Origin of the sequence: Streptomyces sp. NPDC051987 (genome assembly GCF_040680735.1) — a bacterium.
GTDB lineage: Bacteria > Actinomycetota > Actinomycetes > Streptomycetales > Streptomycetaceae > Streptomyces.
Map to the genome: position 1 here is coordinate 25771 of NZ_JBFAXI010000049.1, position 18508 is coordinate 44278.

18 protein-coding genes and 1 pseudogene are annotated in these 18508 nt (G+C 71.9%); 4 read left to right on the forward strand and 15 right to left on the reverse strand.

The window, feature by feature from the left end:
* Nucleotides 1–329 precede the first annotated feature (329 nt).
* A complete protein-coding gene (locus AB0M11_RS24960) occupies nucleotides 330–1232 on the reverse strand; it encodes a PfkB family carbohydrate kinase (RefSeq protein ID WP_365709070.1) in 903 nt (300 codons plus the stop codon).
* Nucleotides 1233–1390: 158 nt separating this feature from the next.
* Between AB0M11_RS24960 and AB0M11_RS24965 the strand changes: the two genes are divergently transcribed.
* Nucleotides 1391–2434, forward strand: a complete 1044-nt coding sequence (locus AB0M11_RS24965; protein WP_365709072.1) for a phosphatidylinositol-specific phospholipase C domain-containing protein — start codon at nucleotides 1391–1393, stop codon at nucleotides 2432–2434.
* Between the two features lie 100 nt (nucleotides 2435–2534).
* On the forward strand, nucleotides 2535–3095 hold the full coding sequence (locus tag AB0M11_RS24970; RefSeq protein WP_365709074.1) for a glycoside hydrolase family 25 protein: 561 nt from the start codon (nucleotides 2535–2537) through the stop codon (nucleotides 3093–3095).
* A gap of 95 nt (nucleotides 3096–3190) precedes the next feature.
* Here the strand turns inward: AB0M11_RS24970 and AB0M11_RS24975 are convergent, their stop codons facing one another.
* The 4 genes and pseudogenes from AB0M11_RS24975 to AB0M11_RS24990 all read right to left on the reverse strand — a co-directional run bounded on the left by AB0M11_RS24975 (nucleotide 3191) and on the right by AB0M11_RS24990 (nucleotide 5149).
* On the reverse strand, nucleotides 3191–3853 hold the full coding sequence (locus AB0M11_RS24975) for an NAD(P)-binding domain-containing protein (protein WP_365709075.1): 663 nt from the start codon (nucleotides 3851–3853) through the stop codon (nucleotides 3191–3193).
* 71 nt (nucleotides 3854–3924) lie between these two features.
* Complete coding sequence (locus AB0M11_RS24980) at nucleotides 3925–4113, reverse strand: FCD domain-containing protein (RefSeq protein WP_365709077.1); 189 nt, start codon at nucleotides 4111–4113, stop codon at nucleotides 3925–3927.
* Nucleotides 4114–4202: 89 nt separating this feature from the next.
* A complete protein-coding gene (locus AB0M11_RS24985; protein ID WP_365709079.1) occupies nucleotides 4203–4415 on the reverse strand; it encodes an EF-hand domain-containing protein in 213 nt (70 codons plus the stop codon).
* Between the two features lie 60 nt (nucleotides 4416–4475).
* A pseudogene (locus tag AB0M11_RS24990) lies at nucleotides 4476–5149 on the reverse strand (MerR family transcriptional regulator).
* A 62-nt stretch (nucleotides 5150–5211) separates the two neighbouring features.
* Between AB0M11_RS24990 and AB0M11_RS24995 the strand changes: the two are divergent.
* Nucleotides 5212–5895, forward strand: a complete 684-nt coding sequence (locus AB0M11_RS24995) for a GNAT family N-acetyltransferase (protein WP_365709081.1) — start codon at nucleotides 5212–5214, stop codon at nucleotides 5893–5895.
* 25 nt (nucleotides 5896–5920) lie between these two features.
* On the opposite strand, the gene AB0M11_RS25000 is transcribed toward AB0M11_RS24995, so the two are convergent.
* The 6 genes from AB0M11_RS25000 to AB0M11_RS25025 all read right to left on the reverse strand — a co-directional run bounded on the left by AB0M11_RS25000 (nucleotide 5921) and on the right by AB0M11_RS25025 (nucleotide 12338).
* A complete protein-coding gene (locus AB0M11_RS25000; RefSeq protein WP_365709083.1) occupies nucleotides 5921–7111 on the reverse strand; it encodes a beta-propeller fold lactonase family protein in 1191 nt (396 codons plus the stop codon).
* Nucleotides 7111–7869 (reverse strand): polysaccharide deacetylase family protein, encoded by a 759-nt coding sequence (locus AB0M11_RS25005; protein ID WP_365709085.1) that lies wholly within the window; start codon nucleotides 7867–7869, stop codon nucleotides 7111–7113. Before AB0M11_RS25005 ends, AB0M11_RS25000 begins: the two co-directional genes overlap by 1 nt.
* A gap of 147 nt (nucleotides 7870–8016) precedes the next feature.
* Nucleotides 8017–8520 carry an ATP-binding protein gene (locus AB0M11_RS25010; protein WP_177232932.1) on the reverse strand — a complete coding sequence of 168 codons (504 nt, stop codon included), beginning with the start codon at nucleotides 8518–8520 and terminating at the stop codon, nucleotides 8017–8019.
* A 287-nt stretch (nucleotides 8521–8807) separates the two neighbouring features.
* Nucleotides 8808–9575 (reverse strand): enoyl-CoA hydratase-related protein, encoded by a 768-nt coding sequence (locus AB0M11_RS25015; RefSeq protein WP_365709087.1) that lies wholly within the window; start codon nucleotides 9573–9575, stop codon nucleotides 8808–8810.
* A 115-nt stretch (nucleotides 9576–9690) separates the two neighbouring features.
* Nucleotides 9691–10875 (reverse strand): Ig-like domain-containing protein, encoded by a 1185-nt coding sequence (locus AB0M11_RS25020; protein ID WP_365709089.1) that lies wholly within the window; start codon nucleotides 10873–10875, stop codon nucleotides 9691–9693.
* A gap of 227 nt (nucleotides 10876–11102) precedes the next feature.
* Nucleotides 11103–12338 (reverse strand): Ig-like domain-containing protein, encoded by a 1236-nt coding sequence (locus tag AB0M11_RS25025; protein WP_365709091.1) that lies wholly within the window; start codon nucleotides 12336–12338, stop codon nucleotides 11103–11105.
* A 336-nt stretch (nucleotides 12339–12674) separates the two neighbouring features.
* Here AB0M11_RS25025 and glgX point away from each other — a divergent pair, with 336 nt between their 5' ends.
* A complete protein-coding gene (gene glgX / locus AB0M11_RS25030; RefSeq protein WP_365709122.1) occupies nucleotides 12675–14846 on the forward strand; it encodes a glycogen debranching protein GlgX in 2172 nt (723 codons plus the stop codon).
* A 34-nt stretch (nucleotides 14847–14880) separates the two neighbouring features.
* On the opposite strand, the gene AB0M11_RS25035 is transcribed toward glgX, so the two are convergent.
* Genes AB0M11_RS25035 through AB0M11_RS25050 form a run of 4 tightly spaced genes read right to left on the reverse strand, consistent with a single transcriptional unit; the run spans nucleotide 14881 to nucleotide 18433 of the window.
* A complete protein-coding gene (locus AB0M11_RS25035) occupies nucleotides 14881–15525 on the reverse strand; it encodes a response regulator transcription factor (protein ID WP_365709093.1) in 645 nt (214 codons plus the stop codon).
* Nucleotides 15515–16771, reverse strand: a complete 1257-nt coding sequence (locus tag AB0M11_RS25040) for a sensor histidine kinase (RefSeq protein WP_365709095.1) — start codon at nucleotides 16769–16771, stop codon at nucleotides 15515–15517. Before AB0M11_RS25040 ends, AB0M11_RS25035 begins: the two co-directional genes overlap by 11 nt.
* A 22-nt stretch (nucleotides 16772–16793) precedes the next feature.
* Nucleotides 16794–17528 carry an ABC transporter permease gene (locus AB0M11_RS25045; protein ID WP_365709097.1) on the reverse strand — a complete coding sequence of 245 codons (735 nt, stop codon included), beginning with the start codon at nucleotides 17526–17528 and terminating at the stop codon, nucleotides 16794–16796.
* Nucleotides 17525–18433, reverse strand: coding sequence for an ABC transporter ATP-binding protein (locus AB0M11_RS25050; RefSeq protein ID WP_365709099.1), 909 nt, complete (start codon nucleotides 18431–18433; stop codon nucleotides 17525–17527). The genes AB0M11_RS25045 and AB0M11_RS25050 overlap by 4 nt, the downstream gene beginning before the upstream one ends.
* Between the last annotated feature and the right edge of the window lie 75 nt (nucleotides 18434–18508).

Genomic DNA, 18508 nt, shown 5'->3' on the forward strand with positions numbered 1-18508 from the left:
CGGTGCACGGACGACCACATTGAGTAACATCACCAAGCGTGTGATCACGAGCTCGCCCGGCCCAGGAAACGTCGGACTTTGCCGAACCTCCGGCCGAGCGGGGTGGCATGGGATGCGTTGCCATCAGCTCTCGACAGGAAGTCCCCCCAAAAAGTCCCCGACGTGATCCAAGGCAACTCCGGGCATGTCAAAACTGCAGGTCAACCACCTGATCAACAGCCGACCGCATGTCCGTCAAGTACAAGAGACGGCCCGGGGCGGGCTGGCGGTGAACATCATCGAGTGCTGACGGACGGCCGCTGACCTGCCCGTCAGCGCGTGGCCGCCGGTCAGCCCGCCGTCAGCCACGCGCGCGTGCCGAAGGAGGCGCAGGCGCGGGAGGCCACCGCGGCGGCTCGGGACAGGGCGTCGGCGAAGGCCGGGCCGTCGATGGGGGCGAGTCCGCTCAGGTGGTAGGCGAGGGCACCGTGCAGGACGTCGCCCGCGCCCAGTGTGTCCACCACGCGGGTCTCCGGAACGGGGACACGGCCGCCGGTGCCGGGCCCCGCCCATACGATCGGCGCGCCGCCCGCCGTGACCGCCGCCCAGGTCACCCCGTGGTCCCGGAGGAACTCCAGGGTCTCGGCCGGCGTGGCGGTGCCGGGCGGGTGGAAGTCCGCCGAGCAGACGACGACGTCGGTCCAGGCCAGCAGCCGCCGCGTGCCGTCCTTCCAGCTGCCGGCGTCGAGGAGGGTGGGCCGGCCCGCCGACCGCGCCGCGGCGGCGACGTCGACGGCCAGGTCCATGTGGTGCCCGTCGAACTCGGCGATGTCGCACGCCGCCACCAGCTCGGCCAGGTCCGCCGGGGCCCGCAGCCGGTGCCCGGTCGCGTTGGTCGAGGCGACCGCGCGCTCGCCGGTCGACGCGGTCACCAGGACCGAGGAGACGGCGGGCGGCTCCACCCGCTCGGCGGCCAGGTCCGAGATCCGGACGCCGAGCGCGTCGAGGTCCGCCCGGACCCCGTGCGCCAGCGGATGGGAGCCGAGACCCGTGAGCAGCCGGGGCAGGCCGCCCAGACGGGCGAAGGCGACGGCCGCGCCGGTGGCCGGGCCGCCCGCGGCGGCCACCTGGTCCCGCGCCGTCAGCTTCTCGTCCGGACCGGGCACATGGTCCACCAGCTGGACGACGTCCAGGGTGCACAGCCCCACGAAGAGGCCCGCAGGCCGCCGCCCCGCCACCGGACCCGTCCCCACCAGCGCCTCCTCACGGCCTCGGCATGCGGTCAGCGTACGTGCGACCTGCCGACTCCTGCGGAAGTTCCGGAGACCGATGTTCCCCCAGGGGCTACCGCTCAGTAACCACTTGCTCCTACGCTGCCGCCAACTCACCACCAACCCAAGGGAGTTGGGTCATGCGGGTACGGAGACGGCTGGCGGCAGTACTGGGGGCCGGTGTCCTGTTCCTGATGGCGGGCCCCACCGCGCACGCGGACACGGACCCGAGCGCGGCGAAGTTCTCCGCGACCACCGCCATCGGCACGCACAACGCGTACGACAGAGCCAAGTACACCTACTGGGCGCAGGCCCTGGACTCCGGAGCCTCGCTGCTGGAGCTGGACGTGTACGTCGACAGCATCAGCAAGCGGTGGCGGGTCAGCCACAGCAACCCGTGGGGCGACGACAACAACTGCGAACACACCAGCAGTCCGAGCCAGTTGTACAGCCAGAGCACCAGCCAGGACCTCGGCAGCTGCCTGGACAACATGGCGGCCTGGGAGCAACTGCACCCGAACCACGCACCCGTCGTCGTCAAGGTCGAGATGAAGGTCGGTTTCAACCAGACCATCGGCCTCGGACCCAGCGCGTTCGACACGCTCGTCTCCCAGAAGCTCGGCAGCAGCGTCTACAGGCCGGCCGACCTGCTCGGCTCCTCGTACGCCACCCTGGACGCCGCCGCCAAGGCCGACGCCTGGCCGACCCGTGACCAGCTCAAGGGCAAGTTCATCTTCGAACTGATCCCGGGCACGGTGGAGAAGGCCAACCCGTTCGACCACTACTGGACGGACGAGGAGTACGGCGACCACCTGCGCGACCTGTACGCGGCGGGGAACATCTCCCAGGCCCAGGCCTTCCCGGCGGTCCTGGGCGCCGCCGCCGGGGATCCGCGGACCAGCAGGTACGACGCCTCCATCCAGCCCTGGTTCGTGTTCTTCGACGGCGACGCGGCGACGTACGTGAACAACGGCTACGACACGTCGTTCTACGCCAGGAACCACTACATCCTGATCATGACGGACGCCAACAACGTCTCCCCGGCGATCTCGTCGACCGCTCCGACCGACGCCGAGGTGGCCGCCCGGCTGGCGCTGCTCGCCGCGGACCACGCCAGCATCATCACCTCCGACTGGTCGGCGAAGTCGGCGGCCGTGCTCGGCGAAGTGGCGGCCCGCGGCTGACAATTCACGCGCCCACGCGGATCCCTCCCGGCGTGTCGGGGAATACGACATACGCAGTTGCAATTCGTGTCACCCCACTGGCACCAGGGAGCCCCCGCACATGCTGCACGGAATCGACGTGAGCGCGTACCAGTCATCGGCCTACGACACGGACGGCCTCTCCTTCGTCTTCATCAAGGCGACGGAGGGGCGTTCGTACGTCAACCCCAAGCTGGCCGCCCAGACGAAGACCGGACGGGACGCCGGACTGGTCGTCGGCTTCTACCACTTCCTCTGGCCCGGCAACCTCACCGCCCAGGCCGAGTACTTCGTCCGGCACGCCCCCGAGAAGGCGGGCGAGATCCTGGCCGTCGACTGGGAGACCACCGGCGACGGCACCCACGCGAGCAACGCCGAGAAGGACTCCTTCATCCGCAAGGTGAAGGCGCTCCGGCCGAACAACCGGGTGGTTCTCTACACGAATCGCGACTACTGGCTCACCGTCGACAGGACCTCGTACGCCGGCGACGGCCTCTGGATCGCCGACTACGTCGCCGCCGGCCACCCCCGCATCAAGGCCGACTGGGTGTTCCACCAGTACACCAGCGATCCGTACGACAAGAACGTGGCGCACTTCGCCGGCAAGGCCGCCCTCAAGGCCTGGGCGTCGAAGGAGGACTGAGCCGGGCGCGACGGCGGGACCGGGTTCCCCGCTTCGGTCCCACCGCCGGTCACCCCGCGGAGCCGTCAGCCGCGGCGCGGCGGATCGCGGAGCCGTCAGCCGCGGAAGTTCTCCGGGCGCTCCGGGGACGCCTCCGCCAGGGCCTTGCGGACCGCCTCGACGTCCCCGCGCAGGCCGTACACCGGGGTGCCCGGCTGCTGGCGCCAGGAGTCGTCGATGCCGCCGTTGTCGACCGTGTCGAAGCCCAGTTCGTCGATCAGGGCGCGGACGACCCGCTTGGCGGCCTCGTCGTCGCCGGAGACCGGGAGGGCCTGGCGGCCGGGCTCACCGGCGGGGCGGCCGCGGTCCAGGATGTCCTGGGCGAAGGTGCCGTTGAACGCCTTGATCACGGCGTGGCCGATCTGCCGCTCGGTCCACCGGCTCTCGGTGATGCCCTCGTCCTCGATGCCGGCGATCCGGCCGTCCCGCTCCCGCGGGTAGTAGTTGTTGGTGTCGATCACCGCGACGTTCTCCGCGGCCCCGTCCAGGAGACCGGACGGCAGGTCGGGGACGGCCTTCACCGGGACCGTGACCACGACGACCTCCGCACCGCGCGCCGCCTCCTCGGCCCGTACCGCCGTCGCTCCCGTCTCCTCGGCCAGCCCGGCGAGCGTCTCGGGGCCCCGCGAGTTCGCCACGGACACGTCGTGGCCGAGGGCGGTCAGCCGCCGGGTGAGGTTGCCGCCGATGTTGCCCGCGCCGATGATGCCGATCTTCATGACATGCCTTTCGAGAGTTCATGCACTTGCATGCACGCTGCTGTGCGGCGACAACCTCGGGGCTGCGCGACCTATTCCGCAGCCGGGCCGGACGAGTGAGGGTTCGCGAACGGATCGCTGAGCACCGGGTTGTGCGCCGCGGCGACCACGGCCGCGTGGAAGGCGATGTCGGCGTCGACGAAAGCCGGACGGCCGATCCTCCAGGGCCCGGCGGCCAGGTCGGCACGTGCTTCGGCCTGCCGCTGATCCTGGAACGGCACGGCGGCCACTGGACGGTCCGTGTCGAAGCCGGGGCATGAGAAAGGGGCGCCCGCACTCCGGGTGCCGGGCGCCCCTCCGCTCGTGGAACCTACTTGTTCAGGTAGGCCCAGTACTCGTCGAACGACAGGACCTTGTCGCCGTTGAGGTCGCGGGTCTTGATGATGGCCTCGGCCACCGCCTCGGTGACGTTCCAGTCGCCCCCCTGCGCGAGAGCGGTCTTGAACTCGGCAGCGGTGATGAAACCGTCACCGTCCGCGTCGATCCGCTGGAAGTGCTCGCGTGCCTCGTCGATGTCCGCCACCGATCCGCCCCTTTATGTCCGTGTTTCCATTGCCGTACCGGCGTAGTGCCGCAGGTCAGGTTAACGGCCCGGCCAGGCCTTCAGCGCGGCGACCACCCAGTCGAACTCCTCCTGGTACTGCGGCGGCGCCGGAGCGCCCTTGATCGCGTTCACCAACTCCCGGTAGCGGGCGACCTCGTTGCCCAGGTCGATCCGGCGCAGCACCGCCGCCCGGTCGGTGCCCTCGCCGAACACCTCGGTCAGCACGGCGTCCGCCTCCCGCGACTCGGGCGTCACCCCGCGCTCCCGGGCCGCGCCGACGACGTCGACCAGCTTGCGGAAGAACCACTGCGAGGCGCCGGCCGGGGTGTCCGGCCCCCGGTCGGCCGCGTTGAACTCGATCACCCTGCGCATCGCCGCCCGTTCGAACCGCGTCGCGCCACGGTCGACAGCACCGCTCGGGTCACCTTGAGGTGGGGGTCCCCCCTCTGGGGGAGGATTTGGGCGTCCAGCGCCGCCACGTGCGCGGCCGCGACCTCGGCCACGGTCTGCTCACCGGAGAGCACCGCACGCACGTGCCCGAGGCCGAGCCCCAGCTCGCGCAGGGTGCGGATCAGCTCCAGGCGGGCGAACGACTCGGCGTCGTAGAGCCGGTAGCCGCCCGCGGAGCGGGTCACCGGGGTGAGCACGCCCTCGTCGGACCAGTAGCGCATGGTGCGCACGGTCAGCCCGGTGGCCTTCGCCAGCTCGCCGATGGTGAAAAGTCCGGTGCCGTCGACCCGGGGGGTCTGGGGGGCCGCCCCCCGGGTAGTGCAGCATGTCTGCGAGTGTGGGCCTTCCAGTGGGTGGAGACTCAAGGAGCACGGTGACAGCGACCCTGCGGGACATACTGGAGGCGGCGGCCCGGGGTGTCTTCCCGCCGCCCGACGGCCGTACGACGGTCGTGCCGCAGCCCTCCCCCCGGGACGCCGGGGTTCTCTCCTTCACCGCCCACTCGGTCGTCTTCGTCGACGAGGACCCCGGGTGGGTGTACGACACCCTGCGCGCGGTCCCCTGCGACCCCCTGTGCGCGACGATGAACGCGCGTTTCCTCACCGCCCTGATGGACCGCACGGGCCGGGAGCACGAGACGATCGACGCGCTGCTGGTCGCCGACCCGCTCCCCGGCCGCCCGGAGCTCCCGCTGACCGCGCTCACCGGGCCGGACCACTCCCGGGTCGCCTACGCCCGCGACCGGCGCGACGAGGTGCGTGCCTGGGCGGCGGACGGCGGGGTGGTGGTGCTCGGCCGGGGGGTCGCGGGACGCCTGGAGGTCTCGGTGGAGGTGGACGAGGGGGTACGGCAGCGAGGGCTGGGCCGGGCCCTGGTGTCGGCGGCCCGGCAGCTCGCGGACGAACCCCTGTGGGCGCAGGTCGCGCCGGGGAACGCCCGCAGCCTGCGGGCGTTCCAGGCGGCCGGCTATGTGCCGGTGGGCGCCGAGGCGCTGCTGCTCAAGACCTGACCTCGCACAGGCCGGCGGAAGCCGGTCAGCGGAAGATGCCCGTGTGCCCGAGCGAGTAGCGGCCCGGCTGCGGGTAGACGGCGAGGCCGTGCGGACCGCTGCCGACGTGGATGCGGGCCAGTTCGGTGCCGGTGCGGGTGTCGATGGCGTACACCTCGGAGTTGTACCGGCCGGACAGCCACAGCACCTTGCCGTCCGCCGAGACCCCGCCCATGTCGGGGCTGCCGCCGCCCGGCAGCCGCCACTTGCCGGTCAGCCGGTTCTGGGCGAAGTCGAAGAGGGAGATGGTGCCCTCGCCCCGGTTGGAGACGTACATCACGCGGGAGTCCCGGCTGACGTACAGCCCGTGGGCGCCCTTGCCGGTGGCCAGGAAGGTCGGCCTGGTGAAGGCGTCGCCGTCCAGGACCCACACCCCGTCGGCCATCATGTCGGCGATGTAGAACCGCTTGCCGTCCGGCGAGACCTTGACGTCCTGCGGCATGGCGCCGTGGTACGGCAGCTTCTCCTGCCGGAGCACCTTCATCTGCTCGGTGTCCACCTTGAGCACTTCGCCGCTGAACTCGCAGGACACGATGAAGTACCGGCCGTCCAGGGAGAAGTCGGCGTGGTTGACGCCGTAGCAGCTGACCGGGACGGCCTTGACGGTCCGCATGGTGTGCGCGTCCCGGAAGACCAGCTGGCGGTCGTTGGAGGCCATCACGATCGCGTACTTGCCGTTGGGCGTGAAGTACAGGTTGTACGGGTCGTGCACGGCGACCGGCTTGCCCGCCTTGCCGGTCCGCGGATCGATGGGGGTGAGGCTGTTGCCGAGGTCGTTGTTGACCCACAGGGTCTTCAGGTCCCAGGAGGGCACGACGTGCTGCGGCTGCCGGCCGACCCGGATGGTCCCGATCACCCGGTAGGTCTTCGGGTCGATGACCGAGACCGTGTCGGAGTTGGTGTTCGGGACGTAGACCAGGGACGGGAAGCCCTTCACCACGGGCGAGAGGTTGCCGGGGCGGTCGGCGGCGTACACGTCCTTCGGATCGAGGACCGGGGGCATGCCCGGCAGTCCGTCGACGACCGGCTCCGCCTTCTTCGCCGGCGGCTGCACGGCCGCGGTGGTGCCGGCGGCCGTTCCGGGGTTCTCGGATCCGCCGCTGCAGGCAGGCAGCAGCGCCAGGGCGGCGAGGACGGCACCGGTGGACAGCAGACGGACGGCGTTGGTGGTTCGCATCAGCTGAGCAGCTCCGTGGTGGTGACCGCGCGCAGTCCACGGCGGTGCAGTTCTTGGAGGACGGCGGGGAGGGCGGCGACCGTGTCGGGACATCCGAAGTGCATGCTCACCACCGAGCCGCCCGTGACCTCCGCGAGCACCTTGCGGGTGATGGCCGGCGCGCCGGGCCGGGTGTAGTCGAGCGAGTCGACGTCGTACGACAGCACGTGCGGGTAGCCGGCCTCGGCCGCGAGCCGGGCGACGAGCGGGGAGGCGGTCGGCGCCCTGGAGGGGCGGAACCAGCTCCCGATCGATCCGGTGAGCCGCTTCAGCCGGTCCGCGCAGTCGGTGATCTCCTTGCGGGCGTCCGTCTCCGCCATGGCGTTGATGGAGACGTGCCGCTGGGTGTGGTTGCCCAGGTCGTGGCCGCCGTCCAGGACGCGGCGGGCCATGGTGGGATACGCGTCGAGCCAGCTGCCGACGGCCAGCACCGTGAGGCGGGCGCCGTGCTGCTCGGCGGTGGCGAGGAGCTTTTCGGCGAGGGCGGGGTCGCCCTGCCCGTGGAAGGTGAGGGCGACGGACGCGGTGGTGCGGGGGCCGTGGGTGACCTGGAAGGGGAGCCGGCGGGGGGAAGCCGACGGTGAGGTGGGGCTGGTGGTGGGCGGTGCTGCCGTGGCCGTACCTGGGGTGCCGCATCCGGCGGCGAGGGTGCCACCGGCGGTGAGGGCGGCGCCTGCGCGGAGGAGGTCGCGGCGGTTGGTAGGGGTCACTCGCACCATTTAAGGGTGCACAGGTAAGAAAGTGGGCCATTGACCCGAAAAGGGATGTCTTTGCAAGTCGTGGCCGGTGAGGGCTGGTCGCGCCCACGCGGCGGCAGTAGCGGACGGACACAGCCCGCGGCCCTGACAGGGCGCCTTCTCGGGCCCCTAGCGGTCAGCCACCCGCATCTCGAACCACGTCGTCTTGCCGCGGGGCAGCAGGTCCACGCCCCACCGGTCAGCGAGTTTGTCCACCAGGAACAGGCCGCGGCCGCTGATGTCCGTCTCCTGAACCGGCATCAGGCAGGGCAGCCCCCGCGAGGGATCGCGCACCTCTACCCGGATCCAGCCGGGGCGGCGGCGCATGCGCAGGCCGAACACCCGGGCGCCCGTGTGCCGTACGGCGTTGCCCACCAGTTCCGAGACGAGTAAGACCGCGTCCTCGGTCATCTTGGGGCTGAGCCGCCACTGGCGGAGGACCACGACCTGGGCCAGCCGGCGGGCGGTCGCCGCGGACTCGGGGCGGGACGGGAGCGGAACCTCCGCGTCCGTCGGGTTGCCGAACAGTTCGATCGCCTTGAGTGCCCGCTCGTCCTCGACCGCAGGCGACCAGCGCGCCGCGGCCGCACGGCTGTGTCCCCGCGGCTGTTCGATGCCCTCCAGCCCCGCCATGCCCCCATCATGGCCGCCTCACGCGCCCTCCGGGGCCGTTCCTGAGGAATACGCCCCCGCAAAGCCTCCACCGAACACCCGGCGAACGGCATATGCCGTAGGCATGAAAGGGGTTTCGGAACCAGGGCCGACCTGCGAAGACGTCCCCTCTCGGGCAGTCGCCAGGCCCCCTCGACCGGGCGGACCCAGGGCGCCGCGAGGCTCCCGCGAACCGCCCCATCGAGGGACCTGGAATCAGACACCGCGTCAACTGCAAGTGATTCCGGGCTTTCACAGCAGGGCGAAGATCACAGGAACTTGGCCTTGCCCGGCCCCTCCTCCACGAAGCTGCGCATCCCGCGCTCCCGGTCCTCGGTGGCGAACAGCCCGGCAAACCAGTTCCGTTCGACGGCGAGCCCGGTCTCCAGGTCGGTCTCGACGCCGGTGTCGATCGCCTCCTTGGCGGCCCGCAGCGCGATCGCCGGCCCCTGCGCCAGCTTCGCCGCCCAGGCGTGCGCCTCGGTGTAGACGTCGGCGGCGGGCACCACCCGGTCGACGAGGCCGATGGCGAGCGCCTCGTCCGCCTTGACCATACGGCCGGTGAAGATCAGGTCCTTGGCCCTGGACGGGCCGACCAGCCGGGGCAGCCGCTGGGTGCCGCCGGCTCCCGGGATGAGCCCGAGCAGGATCTCGGGCTGCCCGAGCTTGGCGTTGTCGGCGGCGATCCGGTAGTCCGCGCAGAGGGCGAGTTCGCAACCGCCGCCGAGCGCGTAGCCGGTGACGGCGGCGACGACCGGCTTGGGGATCCGGGCGACGGCGCTGAAGGAGTCCTGGAGGTCGCGGGCGCGCAGAACCATGGCGGCGTGGTCCATGTGCTGCATTTCCTTGATGTCGGCCCCGGCCGCGAAGACCTTCTCGCCGCCGTAGATGACGACGGCGCGGACGTCCTCGCGCCGGGTGGCCTCGCCGGCCAGTTCCCTGATCCGGTCCTGGGTGGCGACGTCGAGCGCGTTCATGGGCGGCCGGTCGAGACGGAGCGTGCCGACACCTGCGGAGACTTCGAGGGTCACAGTCATGCCCCGCAGGTTAGCGGGCGTTCACGCCCCCTGCCTCAGGGGCGTGGGGCCGTATCGATGTGCGGCTGCCGGCGCGCGGGCGCGACCAGCCCCCACGCACCCGCCGGCCGACGGACTACTTGGTCCACTCGGCCCAGGACATGTTCCACCCGTTGAGGCCGTTGTCCGGCGACACCGTCCGGTCGTGCGAGTTCTTCACCGTCACCACGTCGCCGATGATGGAGTGGTCGAAGAACCAGGCGGCCGGCACCGACCGGTCGCCGCCGCCCCGGATGTCGCGCAGGCCGACGCAGCCGTGGCTGGCGTTGTAGTTGCCGAAGGCGTCGCCGCCCCAGTAGTTGCCGTGGATGAAGGTGCCGGAGGTGGTCAGCCGCATCGCGTCCGGGACGTCCTTGATGTCGTACTCGCCGCCGTAGCCGACCGTCTCGCCGTTCATGCGCGTGACGCGCAGCTTCTCGCTGATGACCATCTGGCCGTTCCACGTGTCGTAGCCCGGCTTGCCGGTCGTGACCGCGAGGGTCTTCACGACCTTGCCGTCCTGCATGATCTTCATGGTGTGCTTCTTGGCGTCGACGACGGACACCTGGTTGCGGCCGATGGTGAACTTCACGGTCTTGGCCTGCTCGCCGTAGACGCCGTCACGGCCCTCGACGCCGTTGAGGTTGAGGGAGACGGAGACCTTCGTGCCGGACTTCCAGTAGTTCTCGGGGCGGAAGTCGAGCCGGTCGTTGCCGAACCAGTGGCCCTCGACGTCGACCGCGGGCTCCGTCTTGATGGTGATCGCCTTCTCCACCGCGGCCGGGTCGGTGATGCCCCGGGTGAAGTGGATGGAGAACGGCATGCCGACGCCGACCGTGGAACCGTCCTCCGGCGTGAAGTAGCCGATGAACGTGTTCTTCGGGGTGAGCGTCGTGAAGCTGGAGTCCTCCGCCGCCTCACGGCCGTCGGCGTCCTTGGCGACCGCGTGCACCGTGTACTTCGTGGAGTTGGCGAGGTGCGTGGCGGGCGTCCAACTGGCGCCGTCCGCCGCGATCGCCCCGGCTATCTCCTTGCCCTTGGCGTCCTTGACCTCGACGTCGGTCAGCTTGCCCTTGGCCGCGGTGACCTTGAGCGCCCCGCTGGTGTCCACGCCGGTCGCACCGGACTTGGGGCTGATGCTGACGGTGGCCACGGACTGCTTGCTCGCCTGGGTGGTGGCGTCCTTGGCCTTGCCGTCGCCGCCGTCCGCCCCCTTGGCGGAGGAGCCGCCCCCGCCGCAGGCGGTGACGGCCATGAGCAGCACGCCGGCGACGACCGCCATGCCCTGCTTCCTCCGCGTCCCCCCAACCGACGCCCCCCGAACCGACGCCCCCGATATCGGCCGCTCGTTCACAGTCGTACTCCCCTCCCAGGGCCAGGTCAGGCCCACCCTGGCGCGTCAGCCGCGCGCATTGGCGCATCGTAACCGCAGGGTTTTGAGGTTGGTGTTGGGCGAATGTCACCGTTGAGTCGCAACTTCCCGCCCCCACGGGACCGCCTCCCACCTGGTTACTTGACCGCGCTGCCCGCCTTCCACTCCTTCCACCCCATGTTCCATCCCCCGAGGCCATTGTCGGGAGCGACCATTTTGTCCTGGCTGTTCACGACTTCGATCACGTCACCGATGAGGCTGCGGTCGTAGAACCAGCCCGCGGGCGTGTCCGAGCTGCCGCCCTTCACGTCGCGCAGACCCACGCAGCCGTGGCTGACGTTGACGTGTCCGGGGGCGTCCGGCGCCCAGTAGTTGCCGTGCAGGAAGGTGCCGGAGTCGGTGAGTTTGAGGGCGTGCGGGACGTCGGGGATGTCGTACTCGCCGCCGAAGCCGACCGTGCGGCTGTTCATGCGCGTCACGTCGTGCATCTCCATCACCACCATCTTCCCGTTGTAGGTGGTGTGCGCGGGCGCGCCCGCGGTGATGGGCACGGTGGCGAGCAACGCGCCGTCGCGGCGGACCTCCATGGTGTGGGCGGCCGCGTCGACGAGGGAGACCTGGCTGCGGCCGACGGTGAAGGTGAACGTCTTGGACTGCAGGCCGTAGACACCGCGGGCGCCCTCGACGTCACGCAGGTTCAGGCCGACGGTGACGACCGTGCCGGGCCGCCAGTAGCGCTCGGGCCGGAAGTCGAGGCGGTTCTTGCCGAACCAGTGCGGGCGGATCTCGACCGCGGGCCGTGCGGTGACCGAGATCGCGCGTTCGACGGCGGCGCGGTTGTCGACGTCCCGGCTGAAGGCGAGGGAGACGATCATGCCGGTGCCGACGGTGGCCCGGTTCTCGGGGGTGACGTAGCCGATGAAGCGTTCGCCGGGGACGAGCGTGGTGAAGGTGGTGTGGCGGGCGGAGCGGCGGCCCTCGCCGTCCACGGCGACCGCGTCGACGGTGTACTTGGCGGCGAGCGCGAGCTTCGGGTCGTCGGGCCGCCATCTCCTGCCGTCCGCGGCGATGTGGCCGGGGACCGGGGAGTCCTGGGCGTCCTGGGATCTGACGACGCTGACGGACTCCAGGTGACCGCTCGGCACGCGTACCGTCAGCCGGTCGCCGGGCCGTACGGTCTTGGTGCCGTCGTCCGGGGAGACGCGGATGACGTCCGCGGGTGCCGGGGGTCTACCGCCGAGCACGCGGTCGATGCCGAGCCCGTCCGTGCTGTCCGAGGAGCAGCCGGCGGCTCCCGCCAGCAGCCCCGCCCATGTCAGTACCGCGGTCAACGCGGCCCCCGCGCGCCGTGCGCGCCCTTGTGCATGCCTCACGCGCGGCTCAACGAGCGGGCATGCCCCTGGGAAACGTGAGTGCGACGCCGGCACTGGGCAGAACAGAGGGAAGGACGACGAGCTGGGGAGCCGCCGTGCCCGCGCGCGAGCCGTCGCGGACACGTCCGTAGGGAGCCGCCGACCGTGCCCGGGACCGGGAGTCCGGGCGCCGTCGGCCGCTCGGACGCGGGTGCGTGCGCCCCGGTGGTCGGCGAGCCGCGGGACACAAAAAGGGGCCGACAGGTGACGAGCGCAGCCGAGCAGCAGGGGGCACGGGCGCGGGCCCCGCGGGCGGACGGCGCCGCGGTGCCCGCCCCCGCGGTGGACGGGCCCGCCGTGACCGGGACGGCGCTGCCCGTCCCGTCGGCGTGGCCGGGGGCGTCGACACCGCTGGGCGCCCGGTTCCGGGTGGGTCCGGACGGGGTGGCGGGCACCAACTTCGCGCTGTGGGCGGCCGGGGCGGAGGCGGTCCGGCTGTGCCTCTTCGACGAGCAGGGGCGGGAGACCCGCATCCCGCTGACCGAACTCACGCACGAGATCTGGCACGGGTTCGTCCCCGGTGTGCTGCCCGGACAGCGGTACGGCTACCGCGTCGACGGCCGCTGGGACCCGTGGACCGGTGCCCGCTGGAACCCGGCGAAGCTGCTCCTGGACCCGTACGCGCGGGCGGTGGACGGCGAGTTCGCGCTGCCGCCCGAGGTGTACGGGCACGTCCGGGACTGGCCGGACCAGCAGGTCGCCGACACCGTCCGCGACGACCGGGACTCGGCGCCGTTCGTCCCCAAGGGCGTGGTCGTCCACGATGACGACGACTGGTCGGACGACCACCGCCCGAAGACCCCGTGGGCGGACTCCGTCATCTACGAACTGCACGTGCGCGGCTTCACCAGACTGCACCCCGGGATACCCGAGGAGCTGCGCGGCACGTACGCGGGACTGGCCCACCCGGCCGCGATCGAGCACCTGGTCGGCCTCGGCGTCACGGCGGTGGAGCTGCTCCCCGTCCACCAGTTCGCCCACGAGGACCACCTGCTCCGGCGCGGCCTGAAGAACTACTGGGGCTACAACTCCATCGGCTACTTCGCCCCGCACGCGGCCTACGCCGCCTCCGGTACGACGGGACAGCAGGTCGGCGAGTTCAAGCGGATGGTGCGGGCGCTGCACGCGGCCGGGATCGAGGTCATCCTCGACGTGGTCTACAACCACACCGCGGAGGCGGGCGAGCTGGGCCCGACGCTGTCCCTGAAGGGCATCGACAACCGGGGCTACTACCGGCTCCAGGACCACGACGCCCGGCGCTTCGCCGACTACACGGGGTGCGGCAACACCCTGCACGTGGTCCGACCGCACGTGCTGCGGCTCATCACCGACTCGCTCCGCTACTGGGTGACGGAGATGGGCGTGGACGGTTTCCGCTTCGACCTCGCCGCCGCGCTGGCCCGCTCGATGCACGACGTCGACATGCTCTCCCCCTTCCTCGCGGTGATCGCCCAGGACCCGGTGCTGCGCCGGGTCAAGCTGATCGCCGAACCGTGGGACGTGGGCTCGGGCGGCTACCAGGTCGGCGCCTTCCCGCCCCTGTGGACGGAGTGGAACGACCGCTACCGCGACGCCGTCCGCGACTTCTGGCGCGGCGCCCTGCCGGACGTGCGCGACCTCGGCTACCGCCTCTCCGGCTCCAGCGACCTCTACGCCTGGGGCGGCCGCCGCCCCTACGCCTCGGTCAACTTCGTCACCGCGCACGACGGTTACACCCTGCGCGACCTGGTGTCGTACGAGCACAAGCACAACGAGGCGAACGGCGAGCACAACCGCGACGGCTCGGGTGACAACCGCTCCTGGAACTGCGGGGCGGAGGGCGAGACCGACGACGAGGGCGTACGGGCGCTGCGCAGGCGCCAGTTGCGGAACCTGCTGACCACCCTGCTGCTGTCGACGGGCGTGCCGATGCTGGTCGCCGGTGACGAACTGGGCCGCACCCAGCGCGGCAACAACAACGCCTACTGCCAGGACAACGACATCAGCTGGCTGGACTGGAGTCTGCTGGACGACCCGGCCTGGCGGCCGCTGTTCGACCTCACCTCCCGCCTGATCCGGCTGCGCCACCGCCACCCGGTGCTGCGCCGCCGCGCCTTCTTCTCCGGGCGCGCGCACTCGGCGGACGGGCTGCGCGACCTGGCCTGGTTCACGGCCCGCGGCACGGAGATGACGGAGGGCGACTGGTACGCGCCGGCCGCGACCCTCGGCATGTACCTCTCGGGCCGGGACATCCCGGGCCGCGACGAGCGGGGCGCCCCGGTCCTGGACGACAGTTTCCTGACGGTCCTGCACGCCGGCGACCGCCCGGTCCGGTTCGTCCTGCCCGGACCGCCGTGGGCGGAGCGCTACGAGGTGCTGGTGGACACGTCCCTGGAGGAACAGGGCGCCGAGCCGGGGGTGGTGCACGAGGCCGGGACGACGATCACGGTGCCGGCACGGGCGGTGCTGCTGCTGAGGGTGGCCGGCTGAGGGGCGCCACGACGGGTCAGCCGGCCATGACGGGTCACCCGAGGATTCCCCGCTGGTACCCCGCCGCGACCGCCGCCGCGCGGTCGTTGACGCCCAGCTTGGCGTAGAGGTGGGTGAGGTGGGTCTTCACCGTGGCCTCGCTGATGAAGAGCTCGCGGGCGATCTCGCGGTTGGAGGTGCCCCGGGCGACGAGGGTGAGGACTTCGCGTTCGCGGGCGGAGAGGGGTTCGTTGGCGGGGGCGCCGGGGGTGCGGACGGCGGAGACCAGGCGGGAGGCGACGGCCGGGGAGAGGACGGTGCGACCCTGGGCGGCGGCGCGGACGGCGGTGAACAGCTCCTCGCGCGGGGCGTCCTTGAGCAGGTAGCCGGTCGCGCCCGCCTCGATCGCGGGCAGGGTGTCGGAGTCCGTGTCGTACGTGGTGAGGACGAGGACCTGGGCGCGGGCGCCCCGCCGGGTGAGTTCGCGGATGGCGTCGACCCCGCCGCCGCCCGGCATCCGCAGGTCCATCAGGATCACGTCGGGATCCAGGGTGCCGGCGAGCGTGACGGCCTCGGCGCCGTCGGACGCCTCGCCGAGGACCGTGAAGCCGGGCGCGGACTCGAACATGCCGCGCAGCCCGTCGCGGACCACGGGGTGGTCATCGACGATGAGCAGCGAGATCGGGGACTCAGGTGTCATGGCGGACCAACGGTACGCGCGCCGACAGGGCGGTGCCGAGCCCCGGTTCGGACTCCACGGTCAGGGAGCCGGCGATGCGTTCGGCGCGGGCCCGCATGCCGTCCAGGCCGAAGCCGCCGGCCCGGCTGCGGGCGGGCACGGCGAGCGGGTCGAAGCCGGTGCCGTCGTCCCGGATGTCGAGGATGACCTCGCCGCCCGGGAAGTCGCCCAGGTAGCAGAGGGTGACGCCGACGCGGGAGGCGCGGGCGTGCCGGGCGGCGTTGGAGAGGGCCTCCTGGACGATGCGCAGCAGGGTGGCCGCGACCTCCTCGTGCAGGTGCTCGGCGGTGCCGGTGACGGTGAAGTCGGCGCGGACACCGGTCCGTTCGCTCCACTCGGCGACCGTCTTCTGCAACGCCTCGGGCAACCCGTCGTGCTCCAGGGCCACGGGGGCCAGGTTGTGCACGGAGCGGCGGGCCTCCCCCAGGCTGTGCCGGGCCAGCGCCAGGGCCCGGCCCACGTGCTCCTCGGCCACCTCCGGATCGGGGGTGTTGGTGACGACCTGGAGCTGGGCGATGATCCCGGCCAGGCCCTGGGCGATGGTGTCGTGGATCTCGGCGGCCAGCCGCCTGCGTTCGTCGGCGACCCCGGCCTCCCGCGCCTGGACCAGGAGCTGGGCGTGCAGGGCCGCGTTCTCGGCGAGGGCCTGCCGCAGGGCGGCGATGGTCTCGGTGCGCTCGCGGGACCGCCGCGTCTCCTCCTCGGTGAGATGGCCCACCACGAACTGCAGGGCGGAGTTGACCACCAGGAGCACGGCGAAGACAGTCCACTGGACCAGGCTCCCGAACGGCATTCCGCCGGCCTGCGCACCGGCCACGACGACGGCGCTCGCGAACAGTCCGAGCCGGTGCCACCTGCCGGGCAGGGTCTCGTCGGCGTCCATGTACCCGGCGGCGGCGTAGAACGCGAAGAACGGGTTGAGCCAGGTGAGGGCGAAGGCCAGCCCCCAGCGGACGACGTAGTACACGGTGCCGGCCCGCGACGGGGTGCGGCGGCGGTCGGGCCCGCCGGGCCGGGTGCTGTGCCACCACAGCTGGAGGGCGAGTGCGGCACCGATCAGGGCCCAGGCGGAGTACCACCTGGCCGGACCGGCGTGCGGGTCGGCGGTCGCGAGGGCGGGGACGACACTGACACCGAGCAGCCCGTACGGCCCCCAGGTGTGCAACTGCTCCCAGCGGCGTTCGATCCGCGTGTCCACCGCGCTCATGTCCCCAGTCTGCACGGGCCGCCTACTCCCAGCGGAACCAGCGGGCGGCCCCGGCGGTCAGCAGGATCGTCCAGGCGGCGAGCACGCCGAGGTGCGCCCAGCCGGGCCAGTGGCCGGCCGCCGCCTGGTCCAGGGCACGGGCCGCCGCGCCGAACGGCGTCAGCTGCACCACCCGGGCCATGGCGTGCGGCATCTCCCGGACCGGGATCCAGACGCCCGCGCAGAACATCATGGGGAAGAACACCGCCGAGCCGATCGCGCCCGCGATCCTCGTGGTGCGGGACAGCGCCGAGACGACGGAGCCGAGGGCGAGGGCGGCCGCGGCCGCGAGCAGCAGGGCCAGCAGGTAGCCGCCGGGCTGCCGGGGCAGCCGTACGTCGAAGGCGAGCCGGCCGACCAGGAGCGCCAGCAGCGCCGAGCCGAGGGCGACCGTGCCCTGCACCGTCATCTGCGCGGACAGCAGCGCGCCGGGCCGTACGGGGGTGAGCCGCATCCGCCGCAGGATGCCCCGCTCCCGGTGGCCGGTGAGCGCCTGGGGCAGGGTCTGCACCCCGGACATGATCAGGGCGATCAGCACGGCGACGGGCACGTACGCGTCGACCGGGCGCAGCCCGCCGAGGGACGTGTCGGCCTCCCGGAACGACGGGATCGAACCGAGGATCACCAGCAGCAGGGTCGGGAACAGGAAGACCCAGAAGACGGCGCCGGGTTCGCGGCGGAACAGGCGGAACTCGGTGCGCAGGACGGCGGTGTTCATGCTGCTTCCTCCTTCGTCAGGTCGAGGAACGCGTCGTCGAGGGTGGCGTCCACGACCCGGAGCTGGTGCGCGGTGACGCGGTGCCGGGCGAGCAGGGTGATGACGGCGTTGACGGTCTCGTCGGTGCCGGAGAGCGTGATCCGGCCGTCCTTGCGCGCGACCGAGGCGAGGGCGGGGAGGGCGGCGAGGTCGTGGTCGTCCAGGGGGGCGGACGGGGTGAAGCTGATCACGGTGGCGCCGGCGCTGCGGCGGATCAGCCCGGCCGGGGTGTCCAGGGCGGCCACCCGACCCTTGTCGATCACCGCGATCCGGTCGCAGAGCCGCTGCGCCTCCTCCATGAAGTGGGTGACGAGGAGAACGGTGACCCCGCGGTCCCGGACGTCCTCGATCAGCTTCCAGGTGTCCCGCCGGGCCCGCGGGTCCAGTCCGGTGGTCAGCTCGTCGAGGACGACGACCCGCGGGTTCCCGATCAACGCGAGGGCGATGAACAGGCGTTGCCGCTGACCGCCGGAGAGCTTGCCGAACCGGGTGGCGAGCCGGTCGGCGAGGCCGAGGCGTTCGGCGAGCGGCGCCCAGTCGAGCGGGTTCGGGTAGAAGGAGGCGTACAGCTCAAGGGCCTCGCGGACGGTGAGCTTGGCCTGGAGCTCGCTCTGCTGGAGCTGCGCGCCGAGCACGAGGGAGACCTTCTCGTGGTCGGCGACCGGATCGAGCCCGGTCACCCGGACCCGTCCCCCGTCCGGCGTCCGCAGCCCCTCCACGCACTCCACGGTGGTGGTCTTGCCGGCCCCGTTCGGCCCGAGGATCCCGAAGATCTCGCCCTCCTCGACGGCGAGACTCACCCCGTCCACGACGGCGCGACCGCCGTAGGACTTGCGCAGGTCTGTCACTTCGATGACGGTTGGCATGCTCCGAGGGTCCCGTCCGGACCCGGCCCGCCGCATCGCCCGCCCCGCTCGTCCTGGCATCAACCGATCGGCTGA

Coding starts and splice junctions, on each gene's coding strand:
- AB0M11_RS24970 (WP_365709074.1), top strand. CDS start 2,535: ATGCTGCACGGAATCGACGTGAGCGCGTACCAGTCATCGGCCTACGAC.
- AB0M11_RS25045 (WP_365709097.1), bottom strand. CDS start 17,528: ATGAACACCGCCGTCCTGCGCACCGAGTTCCGCCTGTTCCGCCGCGAA.
- AB0M11_RS25005 (WP_365709085.1), bottom strand. CDS start 7,869: ATGGTGCGAGTGACCCCTACCAACCGCCGCGACCTCCTCCGCGCAGGC.
- AB0M11_RS25020 (WP_365709089.1), bottom strand. CDS start 10,875: ATGGCGGTCGTCGCCGGCGTGCTGCTCATGGCCGTCACCGCCTGCGGC.
- AB0M11_RS25035 (WP_365709093.1), bottom strand. CDS start 15,525: ATGACACCTGAGTCCCCGATCTCGCTGCTCATCGTCGATGACCACCCC.
- AB0M11_RS25000 (WP_365709083.1), bottom strand. CDS start 7,111: ATGCGAACCACCAACGCCGTCCGTCTGCTGTCCACCGGTGCCGTCCTC.
- AB0M11_RS24965 (WP_365709072.1), top strand. CDS start 1,391: ATGCGGGTACGGAGACGGCTGGCGGCAGTACTGGGGGCCGGTGTCCTG.
- AB0M11_RS25015 (WP_365709087.1), bottom strand. CDS start 9,575: ATGACTGTGACCCTCGAAGTCTCCGCAGGTGTCGGCACGCTCCGTCTC.
- AB0M11_RS24975 (WP_365709075.1), bottom strand. CDS start 3,853: ATGAAGATCGGCATCATCGGCGCGGGCAACATCGGCGGCAACCTCACC.
- AB0M11_RS25050 (WP_365709099.1), bottom strand. CDS start 18,433: ATGCCAACCGTCATCGAAGTGACAGACCTGCGCAAGTCCTACGGCGGT.
- AB0M11_RS24995 (WP_365709081.1), top strand. CDS start 5,212: ATGTCTGCGAGTGTGGGCCTTCCAGTGGGTGGAGACTCAAGGAGCACG.
- AB0M11_RS25040 (WP_365709095.1), bottom strand. CDS start 16,771: ATGAGCGCGGTGGACACGCGGATCGAACGCCGCTGGGAGCAGTTGCAC.
- AB0M11_RS25010 (WP_177232932.1), bottom strand. CDS start 8,520: ATGGCGGGGCTGGAGGGCATCGAACAGCCGCGGGGACACAGCCGTGCG.